Below are 17,801 nucleotides of genomic sequence, written 5' to 3'. Positions count from 1 at the left end.
CATGCAGAAAGCATTGGCAGAACTGGAAAGAATGGAACTCGTTTTTGCACAAAGAACCAGCGGCAGATTTATTACGGAGGATTTGAAAGTGATAGAAGAAGCGAAAAAAAACTTGGCAGTCCAGGAAATTGGCGCATTTCTTGAAAAAATGAAAAAGTTAGGTATGGGTCGAAGTGAAATACTGGCATTAATGGAAAAGATTGAGGAAGGGGAAAAGGACGATGACCATATTAAGCACTAAAAATTTGACCAAAAGCTATGGTAAAAAAACCGCCCTGGCCAACATCAATATGGAAATACCGCGTGGACGGATCATTGGCTTATTGGGGCCCAATGGCAGCGGTAAAAGTACCTTTATCAAGCTGGCTGCCGGTTTACTGGTGCCAACAGCCGGGGAAATTACCATCGATGGTGATGCCCCGGGAGTCGATACCAAAGCGAAGGTTTCATATCTGTCCGAGCGCACCTATCTCAATGACTGGATGCGGGTCAGTGAGATCATTGCCTTTTTTGAAGATTTTTTCACAGATTTCAATCGTATCAAAGCAGAAAACATGTTGAAGGATCTGAATATCAATCCAGATGATCGGCTAAAAACCATGTCCAAGGGAACAAAAGAAAAGGTGCAGCTAATTTTGGTGATGAGTCGTCAAGCCCAGCTGTATCTTCTCGATGAGCCAATTGGCGGGGTTGATCCCGCAGCCCGGGATTATATTTTAAATACCATCATCACCAATTACAAAGAAGAGGCATCAGTGATTATTTCCACCCATCTGATTGCTGATATCGAACAGATCCTGGATGACATTATTTTCATTGATCAGGGGGAACTGGTGCTCCATTCCAGTGTCGATGAAATACGGGAAACCCATAACAAGTCGGTGGATGGATTATTCAGGGAGGTTTTTAAATGTTAGGAAAACTGATTAAACACGAAACTAGGGCCACCAGTCGAATTTTTTTGCCTCTGTACGGTGCCCTGCTGATATTAACGATTTTCACCAAACTGGTGATGGCCATTGGCGCGCCGGATTTCTTTTCCGAGGCGGCGTCTAATAACAAGGTTGCTGAAATTATTTTAGGGATTAGTTTTACCCTTTATTTTATTCTGATCGTAGGCATTTGTGTGATGACCCTGGTGATGATTATTCAGCGCTTTTATAAAAACTTATTCACTGATGAGGGTTATCTGATGTTCAGCCTGCCGGTTAAAACCTGGGAACTGGTTTTATCCAAACTGCTGGTGGGATTGATCTGGTCGGCAGTCTGCACAGTAATGATTGTCCTGACCTTTTTCATTTTCTCGCTGGGAACTTTTTCGATGATGGAACTGTCGCAGACGATACGTTCGGCCTATTCGATGTTTTACCTGCAGACGGGGATGGAGCTTAATCTCTTTATGGCGGAACTGGGATTATTCATCCTGGTTGAAACTGTTGCTTCGATCCTGATGATCTATGTTTCCATTGCGATTGGTCAGCTTTTCAATCAACACCGGATCGTAGCAGCCTTTGGTGCCTATATTGTCATAACCATTGCGATGCAGGTTATTATGTCGATTGCGATGGCGGTCTTTGCCATCGGCAACCTGGAAAACATGGTGCTCAATGGCCGCGAGGCGATGACAACCATTCATTGGCTTATTAATGGGTCGACCGCACTCAATGTGGTGCTGGGGATTGGTTTCTATTACGGAACCCATATGATTATGAAAAAACGTCTAAATCTGGAATAATTTGCGTTGATTTGTGTTATAATAATCAGCAATTGATTGGTTGAAACCAGAGAACAAAAAGAAAGAGGGTCGATCTAAATTTTTATTCAAGTCAGAGATTTGCACAAAGATTTCAAGTTGGGGAAAGAAGACATCAACATCCTCAAGGGAATCAATCTGGATATTGAACAAGGGGAAATGGTGGCCCTGCTGGGTCCTTCGGGATCAGGCAAATCCACCTTTTTGAACGTGCTGGGGGGATTGGTTCCACCCACCTCCGGGGATATCATGATTCGGGATTATCGGATCAGTGAAATGACGGAGAATGAACTTTGCCTGTTCAGACGGGAACACCTCGGTTTTATTTTCCAGTCCTACAATTTGATCTCAACCATGACCGCCATGGAAAATGTAGCCCTGGCCCTGACTTTTGCTGGTGTCAAAAAAGAAATCCGGAAAGAACGGGCAATCGAAGCCCTGGAAGTGGTGGGGCTGGTGGATCGAATGGGGCATAAGCCAAGCGAGCTATCAGGGGGACAGCAGCAGCGGGTGAGTATTGCCAGGGCGCTGGTAAACCATCCGGAGATTATTCTGGCGGATGAGCCCACCGGGAATCTGGATTCAAAAACAAGTGCGGATATTATGGAAATGATCTATCGCCTGAACCGGGAAGAAAATCAGACCTTTGTCATTGTCACCCATGATCCGGACACCACCAAATATTGTACCAAGGTTATTCATATGCGGGATGGCCTGATTGAATCCGAAGTCAATCAATAAACGTTGATCAGGATCAAGACTCAAAGAAATGGAGAAATTATGAAAGAGCGAACAAAAATCAAAATCAAGACAAAATCCCTGCATTCAGTTCTGTTGGCGGTTATACTGCTATTATTATGTCTTACGCCAACAGCGCTGGCGGCACCGGAACAACCTTTGCTTCAGATCAGTTCAGTCACCTTCAATCCGGCGACGGTGTCACCGGGTAAAGAATTTAAAATGGTAGTTACCCTGACCAATCATGGCGACTACGATGCCCATAACGTGACCTTGGATGTATTATCTCAGTCTGGAGCCAATGATCTGGGAGTGTTTTCGATGGTCGGTAGTGGCAGCCATTTTTATCGGGAAGAGATTCCTTCAGCGGAAAGCGCCACCATTGAAATTCCCATGGTTACCTCGCCCAATGCCGAAGCGAAAAACTATAACTTGAATCTCCAGATCAATTGTGAAAGCAGTGGGGGAAGCGTCTATAATTTTACCGAAACCGTGGGTATTGTGATTAATGAAAGTGAGTCACTGTCCATTATTGCGCCGGATCGGTTTGTTTTAACCGAAAATGACAAGGGCGTCACCCCAATCGAGTTTGAAATCGCCAATTTTGGTTCCAACCCGGTTCGTGGGGTTCAGGTCAGCGTTTCTGCTGAAGGGGTCGACTTTAACAAAGATTATCAATATTATGGCACCTTTGAAAAGGATGATAATGATAATTTTTCAGCGGATGTCACCGCCGCTGAAACTGGTGAATTTCCGGGAAAAATAACCGTGAAATACATGGACAGTTTCAATAACGAACGGGTGATTGAAAAAGCCATTGCCATTGTTTCTGAGGAAGCCACTACCCAAACTGCCAATACCGGGGAAGAAAACTTTTTCCAGAAATTTCTCAGAGTGGTCTTTGGCATTGGCGCTTAGTGGGGTGAGGGTGTGAATAAGCAAGAACTCCTGCGATTATCCTGGGAGAATCTCTGGCGCATGAAATTTCGGACCATCCTCACCATTATCGGCGTGGTCATTGGAACAGCATCCATCATCGTGATGGTTTCCATCGGAAATGGAGCACAGAAAAGCATTACTGATGAGCTTTCCGGTATCGGTTCAGTGACTACCCTGCAGGTTTATCAGGATCTTTCCTCAATGGGGATGACCGCCATGGGCGGCGGAAAAACGGATGATAAAGTGATCCTTAATGATGATGCTATCAAAGATCTTAAAAAAATCGATGGGGTCGTGGCTGTCACCCCCGTAGTGAACCTCAGTGGCGGCGAGATTGAGGTTGATCGCGAACAGTACGGAGTTTCCTTGATGGGTGTGGATTATGCTGTTTTGGAAGACATGCGTTATGAAACGACCAGTGGTAAAAAACCCGGGGCCAATGATGAAAACAGTGTCATCCTGGGCAAGGACGTTTTAACCAGCATTACCTATACTGGCGCTTCGACCCAGCTTACCGAAAGTGAAGTTAAACCGGAAGATCTCATTGGTCAGAACATTACCATGACCATCAAACGCATCAATGCCAATGGTGAAGAAGAAATGAAGACCCAAAAGTTGAAGGTGACCGGGGTGCTCGAATCTACCGGCGGAAATGAAGATTATTCCGTCATCGCTGACTATAATCTGGTGACGGAGCTCAACGAATGGCAGACTGGCAAGAAAGCCAATGTCAAGAAGCAGGGCTATACCCAGGCATTGGTGACAGTGGAGGATTCCTCGGTGGTTAATGATGTCACAACTGAAGTTGAGGCGATGCAGTTTACAGTATTTTCGATGCAGCAGATTCTTGATTCTATGGGTTCAGTGTTCCAGATGCTGCAGATTCTGCTGGGAGGTATCGGTGGGGTGGCCCTGCTGGTTGCCTGTATCGGCATTGTCAATACGATGACCATGTCCATTTATGAGCGCACCAAAGAAATCGGGATTATGAAAGTTATCGGGGCATCAATAACGGATATTCGTAACATGTTTATTGCCGAATCAACCATGATTGGACTGATCGGCGGGTTGGTGGGGGTTGTTATCAGCCTGGTGCTTTCCGTTTTGATCAATCTCATTGCCGGCTTTTTTATTGGCGGCGAAGACGGGGTAACGATTTCTTTTATTACCCCAGGTCTGGTGATTTTTGCGTTGGTATTTTCTGCGCTAGTGGGTTTACTCTCCGGGGTACGGCCGGCTATCAGGGCTGCTAATCTCAGTTCGCTGGATGCGATTCGAAGTGAATAATCAAGCGGATTGGGAAAAAGTTGTTAAAAAATTGAAAATTATAATGAGCTGGAATGACTGTGGAAGTAATTAAAATGTGTGAATGATCAGTTGCTGAAACAGAAAATAAAAACATAAAACGAGAAGGAGTAAGGATGAACTATTTATACCTGCTAATTAATCCTGTTAAATTCTTTAAACAGGTTGCTGAAAAAGAAAAACGGTCGCTGTTGATCCCCATTTTGATTATTGCCATCATTGGGGGCTTAACGGGTATCATTGCCGGAAACGTGGTAGGCAGTATGGATCTTCCCGCCGATCAAATGGGCATGGTTAAAACGATTAGTATCGTCACCGGGATTATCTCTGGAATCATCAGTGTGGCTGTTGCCATGGTGGTGAAGGCCGCCATCTTTAACCTGGTGTTAAAGAAAATGGGTGGCGAGGGCACCTTCAAAACCGCCGTATACGTGGTGGGGCTTAGCTATTTTCCGAAGATTTTCCAGAATATTCTTAATATTTTCTTTCAAAAACCAATTGACATGACCAAGGTTTACGAAATGGATTGGGTAGCCTTTCTGGGAGGAATCTTCAGTATCTTCAACATCTGGCAGCTTGTCCTGACCATTATTGGGTTGGCGATTGTCTATGGTGTGAGCTACAAAAAAACCGCTATTCCGGTGATCGGACTGGAAATAGTAGCGGCTGGGATCGGCTTGGGGGTATCATTGATCAGCCTTAATTCCATGGCTGGTTTATCTACTACAGCGATCAGCTAGAAAATAGGAGGACAAGGATGGGAATCGGCATCGATATAGGCGGCACTGCCATTAAAGGCGGCATTGTTGATCATCTGGGAGTCATACAGGAAGAACGGCTGGTCATAACCCAAAGTCAATTGGGTTATGACCAGGTGCTAAATGATCTGGTTTTGTTAATTAAAGAACTGCAGCAACTTTCGCCAAAAGAAGCCACAGTGGGAATCGGTATTCCCGGAATCCTGTCTGCGGACGGTGCAACCGTTGTTTCCTGTCCCAACCTCAATTGGCAAAACAGAGCAGTAAAACAAGATCTCGAAAGAGCGCTGTCGCTTAAAGTGCTGCTGGTTAATGATGCTACCGCTGCCTGTATTGCCGAAGCGGCTTTCGGAAGCACCCGGGGTCGGAGTAGCTCGGTGATGCTGACCCTCGGCACCGGGGTGGGCGGTGGCGTGATCATTAATGATCGGGTTATTTCCGGTGCCCATGGGGTGGCGTCAGAAGTCGGTCATATGATTATGGAAGAAAATTTTTATGATTGCAACTGCGGAAAAAACGGATGTCTGGAGACCTTTGCTTCGGCAACAGCACTGATCCGTTACTGTCAAAAGCGGATTGCGGAAGGTGTTGGGACAGATTTAAAAGCAAATGAAAATTTTGATGCCAGGCGTATTTTTGAGGCAGCCAAAGCAGAGGATTCACTGGCTTTAGCAGCGGTTAATCGGCTGGCCCGTTATCTGGGTTGGGCCATTGCCAATATTAGCGATTTGATCGATCCTGAGATTTTTACTATCGGCGGGGGTTTATCCAGCGCCGGAGATTTTTTGCTGGAAAAGATCAAAGCTGAGACGGTCAGCCGCTTAACCTACCCCGCATTTGCCATGCCTGAGATTGTTCTGGCCACGTTTAAAAACGAGGCTGGCATGATTGGCGCCGCAAATCTTGGTCGCTTCATTTGAATCGACTGATTTTGCTATGGATAAAAAATGAGAAATGATTGAAAAAACAAAAAAAGCATTGAAATAATAGTTAGAATGATTATAATAGAGTTAAGTCATACTATAAATAAAGGAGAATGCAATGCAAAAATATGAATGTGATGTCTGTGGTTATATATATGACCCGGAATTAGGGGATCCAGACAACGGGGTAGCAGCAGGAACTGCTTTTGCGGATATTCCGGATGATTGGGTATGTCCAGAATGTGGTGTTGATAAAAGTGCATTTTCAGAAGTTTAAGTGTCATTTAAAATTATAAAAGCATTAAAGCCGGCATTTATTGCCGGCTTTTGTTTGCTCTAAATTCCTAATAACCCCATCAGCCAGATAAATAGAATCGGCATAAAAACCGCCGGCAGCAGATTGCCAACCTTGAATTCTTTGATTTTTAGCATATTCATACCAATGGCCATAATCAGAACGCCACCGACGGCGTTCATTTCGGTGATCATCTCCGGAGCAAGCAGGGTTTTAACTGAGCCGGCCAAAAGCGAAATGCTGCCCTGATAGATAAGTACCGGAATAGCCGAAAAGACAACCCCGATCCCCAAAGTCGATGACAGAATCATCGAAAAAATGCCGTCCAATAGCGATTTGCTTAAAAGAATACTGAAGGTGCCGGTGAGTCCGTTTTCCAGGGCCCCCATAATGGCCATGGAGCCAGTACAAAAAAGCAGAGACGCACTGACAAAGCCCTGGGAGATATTATTGTTATTGTTTTTCATCTTTGATTCGAGGGTATCGCCGATGCGTTTTAACTGTTTTTCAATATTAATCAGTTCCCCCAGGATTCCGCCAAACAATAGGCTCAGCAGCATCAGCATGATGTTTTCGGTTTCGATGGTCATGGTGATGCCGATGACGACGACGCCCAGGCCCAGGCCCTGGGTAATGGTTTCACAGAGACGCTGGGGCAGAGCCCGTTTAAATAAAAGTCCGATAAAGCCGCAAACAACAATGGCTGCGGCATTGATAATGGTTCCAAGCAACGATTTTTCCTCCTGAAGTGATGTCTTTCACTATTGTAACATAAAAGTGAAAGAGCTTAAATCATAACTGCTCTGGCAAGATGATTTATTGAAAAAAAACAGAGTTTCGACGAGTTTTAACATAATTTTTTTAAAAATTGTGATAGAATAGAAAAAAGAATGTGAGGTGACATTTATGATCAAGCGGTTTTCTGTTATTTATATTGGCTCAATTCGATGCGAACTGATTGTGGGACAAAGGGGAAAAGGATGCATTAAAATATTAGATCGAGCCATGTTTCCAATCAATTTTGGGAGTCAGAGTTTTACCAAAGGCGAGATCTCATTTAAATCAGTTTATGCATTGTGCCAAACGATTAACGAATATATCGAAATGTCAAAAACCTACGGGGTCGAATCCATTAAAATTTTTGGAACAACGGCTCTCAGGGAAGCGAGAAACCGGCTTTATATTCTTGAACAGATTAAAATCAATACCGGTGGTTATGAGGTTGAAATTCTGGATAAGGAAGAAGAAACCCATCTTATTTACCGGCATATGGTGTTGAAATGTGATCCCGAATTTAATATTCTTAATGAAACCAAAGAAGATCAGATGCTGGCTTCTATTTCCAGCGGAAATGTATCAGTTGCTCTGTTGAAAAACGGAATTATCGACTATCACCAGACTGCCGAATTGGGTTATCTCAAAATGAAGGAAATCCTAAAATCAATTGAAGAGAATTCGGAGCGTTTTGAGACGTTGCTGATGGAGTTTATTTCGATCAATACCCAGGACATTGTCGAAAATATCAGAAAGCGTCGTATCAAAAGACTTTTTGTATCTTCTCACGAGGTAGATGTGATTGCGCAGCTCTGCGGCTATTCTGAGCGGCAGGATTATTATGTGATCAATGCCGAGGACTTCGGCAAGCTCTGTAAGGTGGCCGGGGATTTGACCGTTAATCAGTTGCTGAAAAAGTATTCACTTCTGGATCAAAGCGAAGCCGAAACCCTGAATCATACCCTGATGCTTTATTTAAAGCTGTTGGCAGAAACGGGGGTTGAAACCTTTATTCTGATTCCGATGATCATCGGAGATGCGTTTCTGGATTTTGAATTTCAGATCACCAAAAAACAGCAATTAATTGAATGGATCGAAGAGGGCAGTTACCTTTCCGCAAAAACCATTGGGAAAAAATATCACACCAGTCAGAAGCATTCAGAATTTGTGGAAAAGATCAGCCTGAAAATATTCGACTCTTTAAAAAAATACCACCAACTGGGAAAAAGAGAGCGCCAGCTTTTGTCGATGCTCTGTTATCTGATGGAAGTGGGAAGCTTCATCGATCATAAGAATTTCTGGGTTCAGAGTCGCTACATTATTGAAACTACCGATATCATCGGTGTCACTCAGGAAGAGAAATCTGTAATGGGTAATGTGGCAGAGGCGGTTAAAACGAATTTTATCGTCGTCGAAGAAAAAATCCATTCAAGCGATGAAAAAGAGCAATTACTGGTAGCTAAACTGGCGGCGATCCTTAAGCTGGCGATTGCACTCGATAAAAGTTATCAGCAAAAAATTCAGAATCTTCATTGTCATATTAGAGATGAAAAGCTGGTTATTGATTTGACAACAGGGAAAAATTTTCAGTTGGAAGAATATTTTTTTAAAGCAAGCCGGACAACCATGGAAAATGTATTTGGCATTAAACCGATACTAAAGATTAAGAGGGTAGAATCATGAAGAGTAACTTATTTATAAACCGAGAGATCAGTTGGTTGGATTTCAATTACCGGGTCTTGGATGAGGCCTACGATAAATGCAATCGGGTTATGGATCGGCTGAAATTTTTAGCGATTACGGCATCTAACCTGGATGAGTTTTTTATGGTTCGGGTGGCCGGGATCATGGATCAGATCAATGTTGGTTACAACAAAAAATCGGTGGATGGATTAACCCCGATAGAACAACTGGCAACCCTCAATAGTATGACTCAGGAAATGATGGCCAGGCAGTATAACTGTTTAGCAAAATCCATCATCCCGGAGCTTAATCAGAATAACATCTTTTTTTTGCGTTATGATGAGCTGGATGAAGAAGGCAAGGACTTTGCGCTTCACTATTTCAGACATGAGTGTTACCCGGTTCTGACGCCTCAGGCGATTGACAACAGTCGTCCCTTTCCTTTGGTGAAAAACAATCAAGTTTATCTATGCATCATGCTCCATGATACCGAAGCAAAGGTAAAGGAAGAAAAAGATTTTATGGCTATCCTTGAGATTCCCAAGGTTCTGGATCGGATTATTGCCTTGCCCAAAGCGAAAGATACCGCGGTGCTTAATTATATTTTTGTGGAGGACATGATCAGCCCCTTTGTTAACGAACTGTTTACCGGATATGATGTCAAACAGGTTAGCGAATTTCGCATTACCCGTAATGGTGACCTGGCTATTGATGAAGATGAAGCGGAAGATTTACTGATTGAAATTGAAAAATCCATTCAGCAACGTAAATGGGGAGCCAGTATTAAACTGGAAGTCACCAAAGATATAAGTAAAAAAATGAAAAAATGGCTCATGAACGAATTGGAAATTGTGGAAAGTGAGCTTTTTGAGCTCAAGGGTAATCTGGATCTGAACTGCTTTATGAAATTTCAGAATCGCAGTGAATTTAGTGAACTCAGAGAACCCAGGTATACGCCCCTTATTTCTGAAGAATTTTATGAGGTTGAGGATATATTTGAAGTCATCCGAAAAAAAGACCGGCTGCTTCACCATCCCTACCAGTCCTTTCAAACAGTGGTAGACTTTGTCAAAGCGGCATCGGTCGATCCGGATGTGCTGGCCATCAAGCAAACCCTTTACCGGGTCAGCGGGGATTCACCCATCATTGAAGCATTGATTCAGGCTGCTCAGAATGGTAAACAGGTCACCGTCCTGGTAGAACTCAAGGCGCGCTTTGATGAAGCTAATAATATTGTCTGGGCAAAAAAACTGGAGCAGGCCGGGTGTCATGTCATTTATGGTCTGGCAGGCCTGAAAATCCATTGCAAAATGATTCTCGTGGTGCGTAAAGAATCCGATGGGATCAGGCGCTATGTGCATCTGGGAACCGGGAACTATAATGATGTGACGGCCGGTCTCTACACCGATTTGGGAATGTTTACCGCTAAAGAAAATTATGGATCGGACGTTTCGACACTGTTTAATCTGCTTTCCGGTTACAGCCATTATACCTTATGGAAAAAAATCGAAGTCGCCCCAAAAACGCTTAGAAACGCCTTTTATATCGCAATTAACCGGGAAATTGAAAATATTAAGATGGGTGAAAAGGGAAAGATTATTGCAAAAATGAATTCATTGGTGGATGAAGGTATCATCAACAAGTTGTATGAAGCATCTCAGGCAGGGGTTGAAATTAAACTGATTGTCCGGGGAATGTGCTCACTAATACCGGGTTTGCCCGGAGTCAGCGAGCACATTACGGTTCACAGCATTGTCGGAACCTTTCTGGAACATAGCCGGATCTACTATTTCTATAACCAGGGCAAGGAAGATATTTTTCTTTCCAGCGCAGACTGGATGGAAAGAAACCTGAACCGGCGAATCGAAACCCTGTTCCCGGTTAAAGAAGAGAGTTTAAAGAAAAAATTGAAACATATTTTGGAGATTACATTGAAAGATACCATTAAAACCCGGGTAATGAAAGAAACCGGAGAATACATCCGCATCGACAAACGGGGCAAAGAATTGCTTTCCTGTCAGGACTATTTTTGCAAAGAAGCTGAAGCAGAATTTGAACAGGCAAAAAGCAGGGTACTTCTAAAACAAAATATTGGAGGAGAATAAACGTGGATAGACGAAATATTGGTGTCATCGACATTGGTTCAAATAGTGTACATCTGGTCATTGGTGAATATTACAATAACGAATATTTTCAGATCATTGACGACGTGAAGGTGAATGTACGCTTAAACGACAGACTGGCAGAAACAGGGCAACTCCAACCGGATCGGATGGATTTTGGGATTGAAACCCTGGCCATGTTTGTCAGTATGTGCGAGGCTTATGGAATTGAAAAAGTTATTGCCGTGGCAACGGCAGCAGTTCGAAAAGCATCTAATGGGGCAGAATATGTGGCTCGCATCAAAGCCGAAGTCGGTTTGGATGTTGATGTTATTACCGGCGAGGTGGAGGCTGCCATGGATTATCTGGGGGCCATCAACACCCTGGATGTTAAGGACGCGCTGCTGATGGATATCGGAGGTGGGAGTACTGAATTTGTACTGATCAAAGATCGCCAGAAAGTGGAGGAAGTAAGTCTCCCTTTTGGTTCCATCGATTTAGCGGAAAAGTTTGATTTGACAGACGAGGTTTCCGAAAAAAAACTGAAGGCTCTGGACGAATTTTTAAAAGAAGCGTTTAAAGAAACGCCGATGTTGAAAAAGGCTGAGGGTCTGCCGGTAATCGGAGTGGGCGGAACCATTCGAAACGTCGGGCGGATTCACCGCAGTTTTATTGATTACCCGATGGAAATTGCCCATAATTACAAGATGAAATCAAATGATGTTAAGCGGATTTGTGAAATGGCAGCCAGCATGAATTTGGCCGAGCGCTCTAATCTGAAGGGTTTGTCAAAAGGACGAATTGATATTTTTGTTGGTTCCAGCCATACTCTGGAGCGGGTGATGAAGCACATCGATTCACCGGAACTGATTATCAGTAATGCTGGATTGCGGGACGGTATTATTTATGATTACTTTGGTTACAACGAGGATAATCTGGTTTATGATATTTTTGAGTTGTCACTGGTTAACATTATGCTCAATTTTAATGTCAACATTCCTCATTCCTACCATGTCCTCAAGCTTACTGAAAACCTCTTTGAACAGCTGAAACCGCTGCATGGAATTAAAGAAGATGTGCGTAAAATGATCCGCGCCAGTGCGATGCTCCACGATGTGGGCATCAAGCTCCAGTTCGGGAATCATCATGAGCATAGTTTTTACATTATTTTAAATTCCGGCCTGTTGGGTATCGAGCAGAAAGAACTGCTGATGAGTGCCTTTATTGCCTTGAACCATCGAACCAATAAAAAAATTCACATCTCCGAAGAGTATTTCGGATTGCTGCAAGATGAAGAACGCCATCTTATTGATCAGCTTAGTTTATTTCTGCAAATTTCTGAATATCTGGATCGCAGCATGGATGGTGTGGTAAAGGATGTAAATTGTGTGATAATGGATCATGAAGTGCAGCTCAATGTACTGACAACCGGTCATTCGGTGTTTGACAATATGATTATCAATGAATGTGGTAAGAAGTTTAAACGCGTGTTTAATAAAACCCTGACCATTAATAATAAGGTTATTATCTCGCGACGATAAAAAAACTCCAATTATTCAAAACAGAATAATTGGAGTTTTATTTATTTGTTTCTGTGGCTTTTGCCCAGATACGCTTCTTTAATGCTTTCATCAGCCAGCAATTCTCGGCCGGTGCCTTCTTTGGTTATCTTGCCTGTTTCCAGCACGTAGGCATAATCGGCAACCCGAAGGGCCATATTGGCGTTTTGTTCAATCAGCAGAATCGTCATTCCCTCTTTATTCAGGGTTTCGATGATATCAAAAATACCCTGAACAACCAGCGGTGCCAGACCCAACGATGGCTCATCCATCATCAGCAGTTTTGGTCGGCTCATCATCGCCCGGCCTACTGCCAGCATTTGCTGCTCGCCACCGGATAAGGTTCCGGCCTGTTGCCAGGAACGTTCTTCCAAACGGGGAAACAGACCATAAATCTTCTGAATATCTTCATCGAGATTATCTTTGCGCATATAAGCGCCAATCTTTAAATTCTCCAGCACGGTCAGATCAGGGAAAACATGTCGTCCTTCAGGAACCAGGGTGATACCCTTATCGACAACTTTGGTGGTGTCCAGGCCCAGCAGTTCGTTGCCATGGTAGGTAATGCTTCCGGCTTTTGATTTAACCAGATTGACAATGGCCCGGAGGGTGGTGCTTTTTCCAGCACCGTTAGCTCCGATCAGGGTCACAATTTTGCCTTCCGGCACTTCCAGATCAATACCCTTAACGGCTTCAATACCGCCATATGCGACCTGTAAATTACTAATCTTCAACATCGGCGTCTACCCCCAAATATGCTTCAATAACCTTCGGATTATTTTGAACTTCATCCGGGGTTCCTTTTGCGATTGTACATCCAAAATCCAACACATAAATATGATCAGAAATTTCCATGACCAGATCCATATGATGTTCAATCATAAAAATGGTCAGGTCAAAATCAGTTTTCAGTTTAAAAATCAGATCCGTTAATTCGTCGGTTTCCTGGGGGTTCATCCCGGCTGCCGGTTCGTCTAGCAGCAGCAGCTGGGGCTTGGTTGCGAGGGCCCGGGCGATTTCCAGATGTCGTTGCTGCCCATAGGGCAGGGACGAGGCTTTTTCATTTTTCAGATCGATGAGTCCCAGTCGTTCCAATAGGAAGTCGCAATCCATTCGAGCCTGTCGTTCACCTTTTTTTGCTTTTGGTGCTCTCAGCATGGCCGATAGAAAACTATAATCCGCATTTAAGTGGGTGGCAACCAACACATTTTCAAGAACGGTAAGCTCCTTAAACAGTCGGATGTTCTGAAAGGTTCGGGCTACGCCCATACCGGTTATTTTGTCCGGTTTTTTACCGGTAATATCAATCTCGTTAGTGGCGCCACTTTTATCGGTTGGGCTAAAAAGCACTTTTCCGCTGGTTGGTGTGTACACCCCGGTGATGACATTAAAGGCGGTCGTTTTACCGGCGCCATTAGGTCCGATCAGAGCGGCCAGCTCACCTTTTTTAATATCGATATTTAAGTCGTTGACGGCAACAACACCGCCAAACTGCATGATGACATTTTCGGTTCTCAGAAGACTCATTAATTGTCACCTCCTTCAGTTGATGTCTTTTTTCCGCTCAGTTTTTTCTTGATGGTTCGGTATTTCTGAGCAATGAAATCCCAGGTGAGCTCATTGGTACCCATTAAACCCTTTCGATAGAAGAGGACAATGATCATCAACAGGAACGAGAAGACAACCATTCTCAGACCAGGTCTGAAGATGGGTAGATCCAGGCCGAAAGCCATTGGCTCATCCAGAAAACGCAGGGCTTCCTGACCCAGTGTGACCACAAAGCTGGCAATGACGGTTCCGGAAATACTGCCCATGCCGCCAAGCACAATGATCAGTAAAAAGTTATAGGTCAGGGTGAAATAGAATTGCTTAGGGTCAACTGTACCTAATAGAGCAGCAAATAATCCGCCGCCGATGCCAGTAAAAAATGCTCCGATCAGGAATGAGGTCATCTTTGTTTTAAAGAGTCCAACCCCCATGGCTTCGGCAGCTATTTCGTCTTCACGAATGGATTTAAAGGCCCGCCCATAGGTAGAGTTAATCAGCAGGACGGTTGCAATGATGATTAGCAAAGCAGTCCCGTAGGTCCACCAGAGACTGCTGATGGTGGGGATGCTCTTAATGCCCAGCGCACCATTAGTGATGGACTGGGTATTGGTGAAGACAATTCGAATAATTTCTGAAAAACCAAGAGTGGCAATGGCCAGATAATCACCACGAAGCCGTAAACAGGGTGAGCCGATAAAAAAGGCCGCGACAACTGAAGCCAGACCGCCCAGAATCAATGCCACAATAAAGGGCAATTGAATATTGGCTAAAAAAGGCGCCATCGGTTCCAGGTAGAAAATAGCGGCCCGGGATTCGATGGGAACCGTGAAAACAGCTACAGTATAGGCACCAATGGCCATAAAACCAGCTTGCCCCAAAGAAAACTGTCCGGTAAAACCGTTAACCAGATTCATTGCCAAACTGACGATAACATAAATAGCGCATAGATTCAAAAGCCGACGCAGATAGGAATCAACAAAAATGTCGGCTAAACCAATCCCAATGAGGAGAACAACTAAGAATATCGCTGTTTTCCAGTGGAGTTTTAAGTAGGCACCAATGCTGTTTTGAGTTTCTTTCATTTCTGGTACCTCCCCTAAACCTTTTCCACTTGTTTCTTACCAAGGAGTCCATTGGGAAGAAACAGAAGAATTACAATCAAGATGACAAATGCGATGGCGTCCCGATATCCGGTCAACGCCGGGAAGAAAGCCACCATCAGCACTTCGGAAAATCCCAGGATCAGACCACCGAGAACGGCGCCCTTAACGTTGCCGATCCCGCCGATAACGGCGGCGATGAAGCATTTAAGTCCTGGAACAACGCCCATGAGGGGTAACACCGATGGGTATTTCATGCACCATAAAATAGCGCCAACTGCCGCCAGGGCCGAGCCGATGGCGAAGGTTGAAGAAATGACCCCATTGATCTTAATTCCCATGAGTTTAGCTGTATCATAATCAACCGCCACCGCCCGCATGGCCATCCCAATTTTCGTTTTATTAATAATAAAAAGTAGTGCGGACATCAGGATAAACGCAACAATTGGAATAACAATAGAAACTGGCTGAAAAGACAGTCCGCCAATAAAGAAAGGTGTTGTCATCAGTGGGAATTCTGGGAACGCTTGTGGTTTTCCAGAAAATAAGTAGGTGGCAACATTTTCCAGTAAAAACGAAACCCCGATTGCTGAAATCAGCAGTGATGTCTTGGGCGCATCCCGCAGGGGACGATAAGCGACCCGCTCGATGGTAACACCCAGGAGCATGGTTAAACCAATCGTGATAATAAATGTGACATACCAGGGAAGAAAAAATACCGCAATCCCAAAATATGTGAAATAGGCAGCCATCATAAAGATATCGCCGTGGGCAAAGTTGATCAGTCTCAGGATCCCATAAACCATGGTATAGCCTATGGCAATCAAGGCGTATAAACTCCCCACTGATAAACCATTGATAAGTTGCTGTAAGAATGTTTCCATTGTCATTCCAACGACCATAATTAAAACCTCGTTATATCATTTAATTTAAATTGAGGGTATCTGATAACAAATACCCTCAATGTTTGTTTTAGAGCGGTACGCAAATTAAATACATTGCTGTATTAGCTTACGCGCCCTTGCGTATAAAAGAGCGTCGCACTAAACAACGACCTCTTTATGTAAAACTTTTTTTATAAACTAGTCAATCGTTACAGAATCAAGGTAAGTAAATCTACCATCTTTGACTGTTTTGATGATTGCTTCGTTCTTTGTCGCATCGCCGTTAGCATCAATGGTGATCATGCCGGTAGCGCCTTCGAAATCTTTGGTAGCTGCCAATGCGTCACGGATAGCGACGGGATCTGCAGATCCGGCACGTTCGATGGCATCCAGTGTCATCATGTAGCCGTCATAACCAAGAGCGGTTACAGCAGCAATGTTGTCACGGTCTGGGTAAGCTTTTTTGTATTCAGCAACAAATGTTTTACCAGCTTCAGTCAGTGGGTTGGTATCATCAAAGAATGTTGACATAACAGCGCCTTCAACATCAGCACCACCAACAGTGATGAATTCGTTGGTTTCCCAGGTATCGCCACCGATAAATGGAGCAGTAATACCAAGGGCACGGGCCTGTTTGATGATTAATGCTGATTCGGTAAAGTTACCGGGGGCAAAAATTACATCAGGGTTTACAGCTTTGATATTTGTTAAGATGCCATTGAAATCCTGGTCGCCAGTATTGTAGTTACCAGTTGCAACGATGGCATTTGGGTCACCACTTAACTTGACAAATGAATCAGTAAAGAATTTAGCTAAACCGACGGAATAGTCATTTGATACTTCCTGGATGATAGCAACTTTTTTAGCGTTCAGATTTTTGTACGCATAGTTAGCCATTACCGTACCCTGGAAAGGATCAAGGAAACAAACACGGAAGTAATAGTCATTCCCGGCAGTAACTTGCGGGTTGGTTGCTGAAAGAGCCACAGCAGGAATCTGGTTGGTTTTTACAACGTCACCAGCAGCAATGGAGAGTGAAGATCCCCAGGAACCTAAGATTGCAACAACCTTATCTTTTTCAATTAAACGAGCGGCAGCAGTTGTTGCTTCAGCTTTGTCTGATTTGTTATCAGCAATAACCAGCTCAACTTTTTTGCCTAATACTTCGGGACGTAATTGGTTAGCCAATTCAACCCCTTCAACTTCCAGTTCACCGCCGGCTGCGTTAGCACCGGTTAATGGTTCGAACACGCCAATTTTAATAACGTCACTGTCAGCGGAAGATGTAGTCGATCCACCGGAACAGCCAGCGACCATGGTAACAACCATCGCCAAAGACAACAATAATGCTAGAGTTTTTTTCAAGGTAAAGTCCTCCTTTTTCTTTTTTTCCTAATTTTTACCTGGGCTTATTATACCAAAGGTTAAGCTTTTATTGCA

17 protein-coding genes and 1 pseudogene are annotated in these 17,801 nt (G+C 43.9%); 12 read left to right on the top strand and 6 right to left on the bottom strand.

Features of this window, described 5'->3' with window-relative positions; all coding sequences use genetic code 11:
* The 9 genes and pseudogenes from ACEW8F_RS12225 to rd form a co-directional block, all read left to right on the top strand.
* Positions 1 to 241 (top strand): annotated as a pseudogene (locus ACEW8F_RS12225) (GntR family transcriptional regulator); the annotation flags it as partial.
* Positions 222 to 917, top strand: a complete 696-nt coding sequence (locus ACEW8F_RS12220; RefSeq protein WP_373483750.1) for an ABC transporter ATP-binding protein — start codon at positions 222 to 224, stop codon at positions 915 to 917. The pseudogene ACEW8F_RS12225 and the gene ACEW8F_RS12220, both read left to right, overlap by 20 nt.
* Positions 911 to 1,735 (top strand): ABC transporter permease, encoded by an 825-nt coding sequence (locus tag ACEW8F_RS12215; RefSeq protein ID WP_373483749.1) that lies wholly within the window; start codon positions 911 to 913, stop codon positions 1,733 to 1,735. Before ACEW8F_RS12220 ends, ACEW8F_RS12215 begins: the two co-directional genes overlap by 7 nt.
* A gap of 78 nt (positions 1,736 to 1,813) precedes the next feature.
* On the top strand, positions 1,814 to 2,494 hold the full coding sequence (locus tag ACEW8F_RS12210) for an ABC transporter ATP-binding protein (RefSeq protein ID WP_026393800.1): 681 nt from the start codon (positions 1,814 to 1,816) through the stop codon (positions 2,492 to 2,494).
* 39 nt (positions 2,495 to 2,533) lie between these two features.
* Entirely contained in the window at positions 2,534 to 3,409 is an 876-nt protein-coding gene (locus ACEW8F_RS12205; RefSeq protein ID WP_373483748.1) for a COG1361 S-layer family protein, read from the top strand.
* Between the two features lie 12 nt (positions 3,410 to 3,421).
* Positions 3,422 to 4,717, top strand: a complete 1,296-nt coding sequence (locus tag ACEW8F_RS12200) for an ABC transporter permease (RefSeq protein WP_373483747.1) — start codon at positions 3,422 to 3,424, stop codon at positions 4,715 to 4,717.
* A gap of 134 nt (positions 4,718 to 4,851) precedes the next feature.
* A complete protein-coding gene (locus tag ACEW8F_RS12195; RefSeq protein WP_373483746.1) occupies positions 4,852 to 5,475 on the top strand; it encodes a YIP1 family protein in 624 nt (207 codons plus the stop codon).
* Positions 5,476 to 5,492: 17 nt separating this feature from the next.
* A complete protein-coding gene (locus ACEW8F_RS12190; RefSeq protein ID WP_373483745.1) occupies positions 5,493 to 6,413 on the top strand; it encodes an ROK family protein in 921 nt (306 codons plus the stop codon).
* A gap of 121 nt (positions 6,414 to 6,534) precedes the next feature.
* Complete coding sequence (gene rd, locus ACEW8F_RS12185) at positions 6,535 to 6,693, top strand: rubredoxin (protein WP_373483744.1); 159 nt, start codon at positions 6,535 to 6,537, stop codon at positions 6,691 to 6,693.
* Positions 6,694 to 6,752: 59 nt separating this feature from the next.
* Here the strand turns inward: rd and ACEW8F_RS12180 are convergent, their stop codons facing one another.
* Entirely contained in the window at positions 6,753 to 7,442 is a 690-nt protein-coding gene (locus ACEW8F_RS12180; RefSeq protein ID WP_373483743.1) for a DUF554 domain-containing protein, read from the bottom strand.
* 175 nt (positions 7,443 to 7,617) lie between these two features.
* Between ACEW8F_RS12180 and ACEW8F_RS12175 the strand changes: the two genes are divergently transcribed.
* Genes ACEW8F_RS12175 through ACEW8F_RS12165 form a run of 3 tightly spaced genes read left to right on the top strand, consistent with a single transcriptional unit; the run spans position 7,618 to position 12,811 of the window.
* Positions 7,618 to 9,168 carry an exopolyphosphatase gene (locus ACEW8F_RS12175; RefSeq protein WP_373483742.1) on the top strand — a complete coding sequence of 517 codons (1,551 nt, stop codon included), beginning with the start codon at positions 7,618 to 7,620 and terminating at the stop codon, positions 9,166 to 9,168.
* Complete coding sequence (locus ACEW8F_RS12170; RefSeq protein ID WP_373483741.1) at positions 9,165 to 11,273, top strand: RNA degradosome polyphosphate kinase; 2,109 nt, start codon at positions 9,165 to 9,167, stop codon at positions 11,271 to 11,273. The genes ACEW8F_RS12175 and ACEW8F_RS12170 overlap by 4 nt, the downstream gene beginning before the upstream one ends.
* 2 nt (positions 11,274 to 11,275) lie before the next feature.
* Entirely contained in the window at positions 11,276 to 12,811 is a 1,536-nt protein-coding gene (locus ACEW8F_RS12165; RefSeq protein ID WP_373483740.1) for a diol dehydratase reactivase ATPase-like domain-containing protein, read from the top strand.
* Between the two features lie 41 nt (positions 12,812 to 12,852).
* On the opposite strand, the gene ACEW8F_RS12160 is transcribed toward ACEW8F_RS12165, so the two are convergent.
* The 5 genes from ACEW8F_RS12160 to ACEW8F_RS12140 form a co-directional block, all read right to left on the bottom strand.
* Positions 12,853 to 13,566 (bottom strand): ABC transporter ATP-binding protein, encoded by a 714-nt coding sequence (locus ACEW8F_RS12160; protein ID WP_373483739.1) that lies wholly within the window; start codon positions 13,564 to 13,566, stop codon positions 12,853 to 12,855.
* Entirely contained in the window at positions 13,553 to 14,356 is an 804-nt protein-coding gene (locus ACEW8F_RS12155) for an ABC transporter ATP-binding protein (RefSeq protein ID WP_373483738.1), read from the bottom strand. The genes ACEW8F_RS12160 and ACEW8F_RS12155 overlap by 14 nt, the downstream gene beginning before the upstream one ends.
* The gene (locus ACEW8F_RS12150; protein ID WP_373483737.1) at positions 14,356 to 15,459 is read right to left on the bottom strand and encodes a branched-chain amino acid ABC transporter permease; all 1,104 of its coding nucleotides are present in this window, start codon (positions 15,457 to 15,459) and stop codon (positions 14,356 to 14,358) included. The genes ACEW8F_RS12155 and ACEW8F_RS12150 overlap by 1 nt, the downstream gene beginning before the upstream one ends.
* 14 nt (positions 15,460 to 15,473) lie before the next feature.
* Positions 15,474 to 16,367: a branched-chain amino acid ABC transporter permease gene (locus tag ACEW8F_RS12145; protein WP_304889636.1), complete on the bottom strand. Its 894-nt coding sequence runs from the start codon at positions 16,365 to 16,367 to the stop codon at positions 15,474 to 15,476.
* A 192-nt stretch (positions 16,368 to 16,559) separates the two neighbouring features.
* Entirely contained in the window at positions 16,560 to 17,726 is a 1,167-nt protein-coding gene (locus tag ACEW8F_RS12140) for an ABC transporter substrate-binding protein (RefSeq protein WP_373483736.1), read from the bottom strand.
* Between the last annotated feature and the right edge of the window lie 75 nt (positions 17,727 to 17,801).

Origin of the sequence: Acetobacterium sp., from assembly GCF_041752335.1 — a bacterium.
Lineage (GTDB): Bacteria > Bacillota > Clostridia > Eubacteriales > Eubacteriaceae > Acetobacterium.
The sequence above is the reverse complement of the archived record's forward strand: the minus strand, read 5'-3'. Positions and strand labels throughout refer to the sequence as shown.

What these genes read in the sequence shown, in the direction of transcription:
- ACEW8F_RS12145 (WP_304889636.1), bottom strand. Translation starts at nt 16,367, where the DNA reads ATGACAATGGAAACATTCTTACAGCAACTTATCAATGGTTTATCAGTG.
- ACEW8F_RS12220 (WP_373483750.1), top strand. Translation starts at nt 222, where the DNA reads ATGACCATATTAAGCACTAAAAATTTGACCAAAAGCTATGGTAAAAAA.
- ACEW8F_RS12150 (WP_373483737.1), bottom strand. Translation starts at nt 15,459, where the DNA reads ATGAAAGAAACTCAAAACAGCATTGGTGCCTACTTAAAACTCCACTGG.
- ACEW8F_RS12190 (WP_373483745.1), top strand. Translation starts at nt 5,493, where the DNA reads ATGGGAATCGGCATCGATATAGGCGGCACTGCCATTAAAGGCGGCATT.
- ACEW8F_RS12195 (WP_373483746.1), top strand. Translation starts at nt 4,852, where the DNA reads ATGAACTATTTATACCTGCTAATTAATCCTGTTAAATTCTTTAAACAG.
- ACEW8F_RS12215 (WP_373483749.1), top strand. Translation starts at nt 911, where the DNA reads ATGTTAGGAAAACTGATTAAACACGAAACTAGGGCCACCAGTCGAATT.
- ACEW8F_RS12160 (WP_373483739.1), bottom strand. Translation starts at nt 13,566, where the DNA reads ATGTTGAAGATTAGTAATTTACAGGTCGCATATGGCGGTATTGAAGCC.
- rd (WP_373483744.1), top strand. Translation starts at nt 6,535, where the DNA reads ATGCAAAAATATGAATGTGATGTCTGTGGTTATATATATGACCCGGAA.
- ACEW8F_RS12175 (WP_373483742.1), top strand. Translation starts at nt 7,618, where the DNA reads ATGATCAAGCGGTTTTCTGTTATTTATATTGGCTCAATTCGATGCGAA.
- ACEW8F_RS12170 (WP_373483741.1), top strand. Translation starts at nt 9,165, where the DNA reads ATGAAGAGTAACTTATTTATAAACCGAGAGATCAGTTGGTTGGATTTC.
- ACEW8F_RS12205 (WP_373483748.1), top strand. Translation starts at nt 2,534, where the DNA reads ATGAAAGAGCGAACAAAAATCAAAATCAAGACAAAATCCCTGCATTCA.
- ACEW8F_RS12155 (WP_373483738.1), bottom strand. Translation starts at nt 14,356, where the DNA reads ATGAGTCTTCTGAGAACCGAAAATGTCATCATGCAGTTTGGCGGTGTT.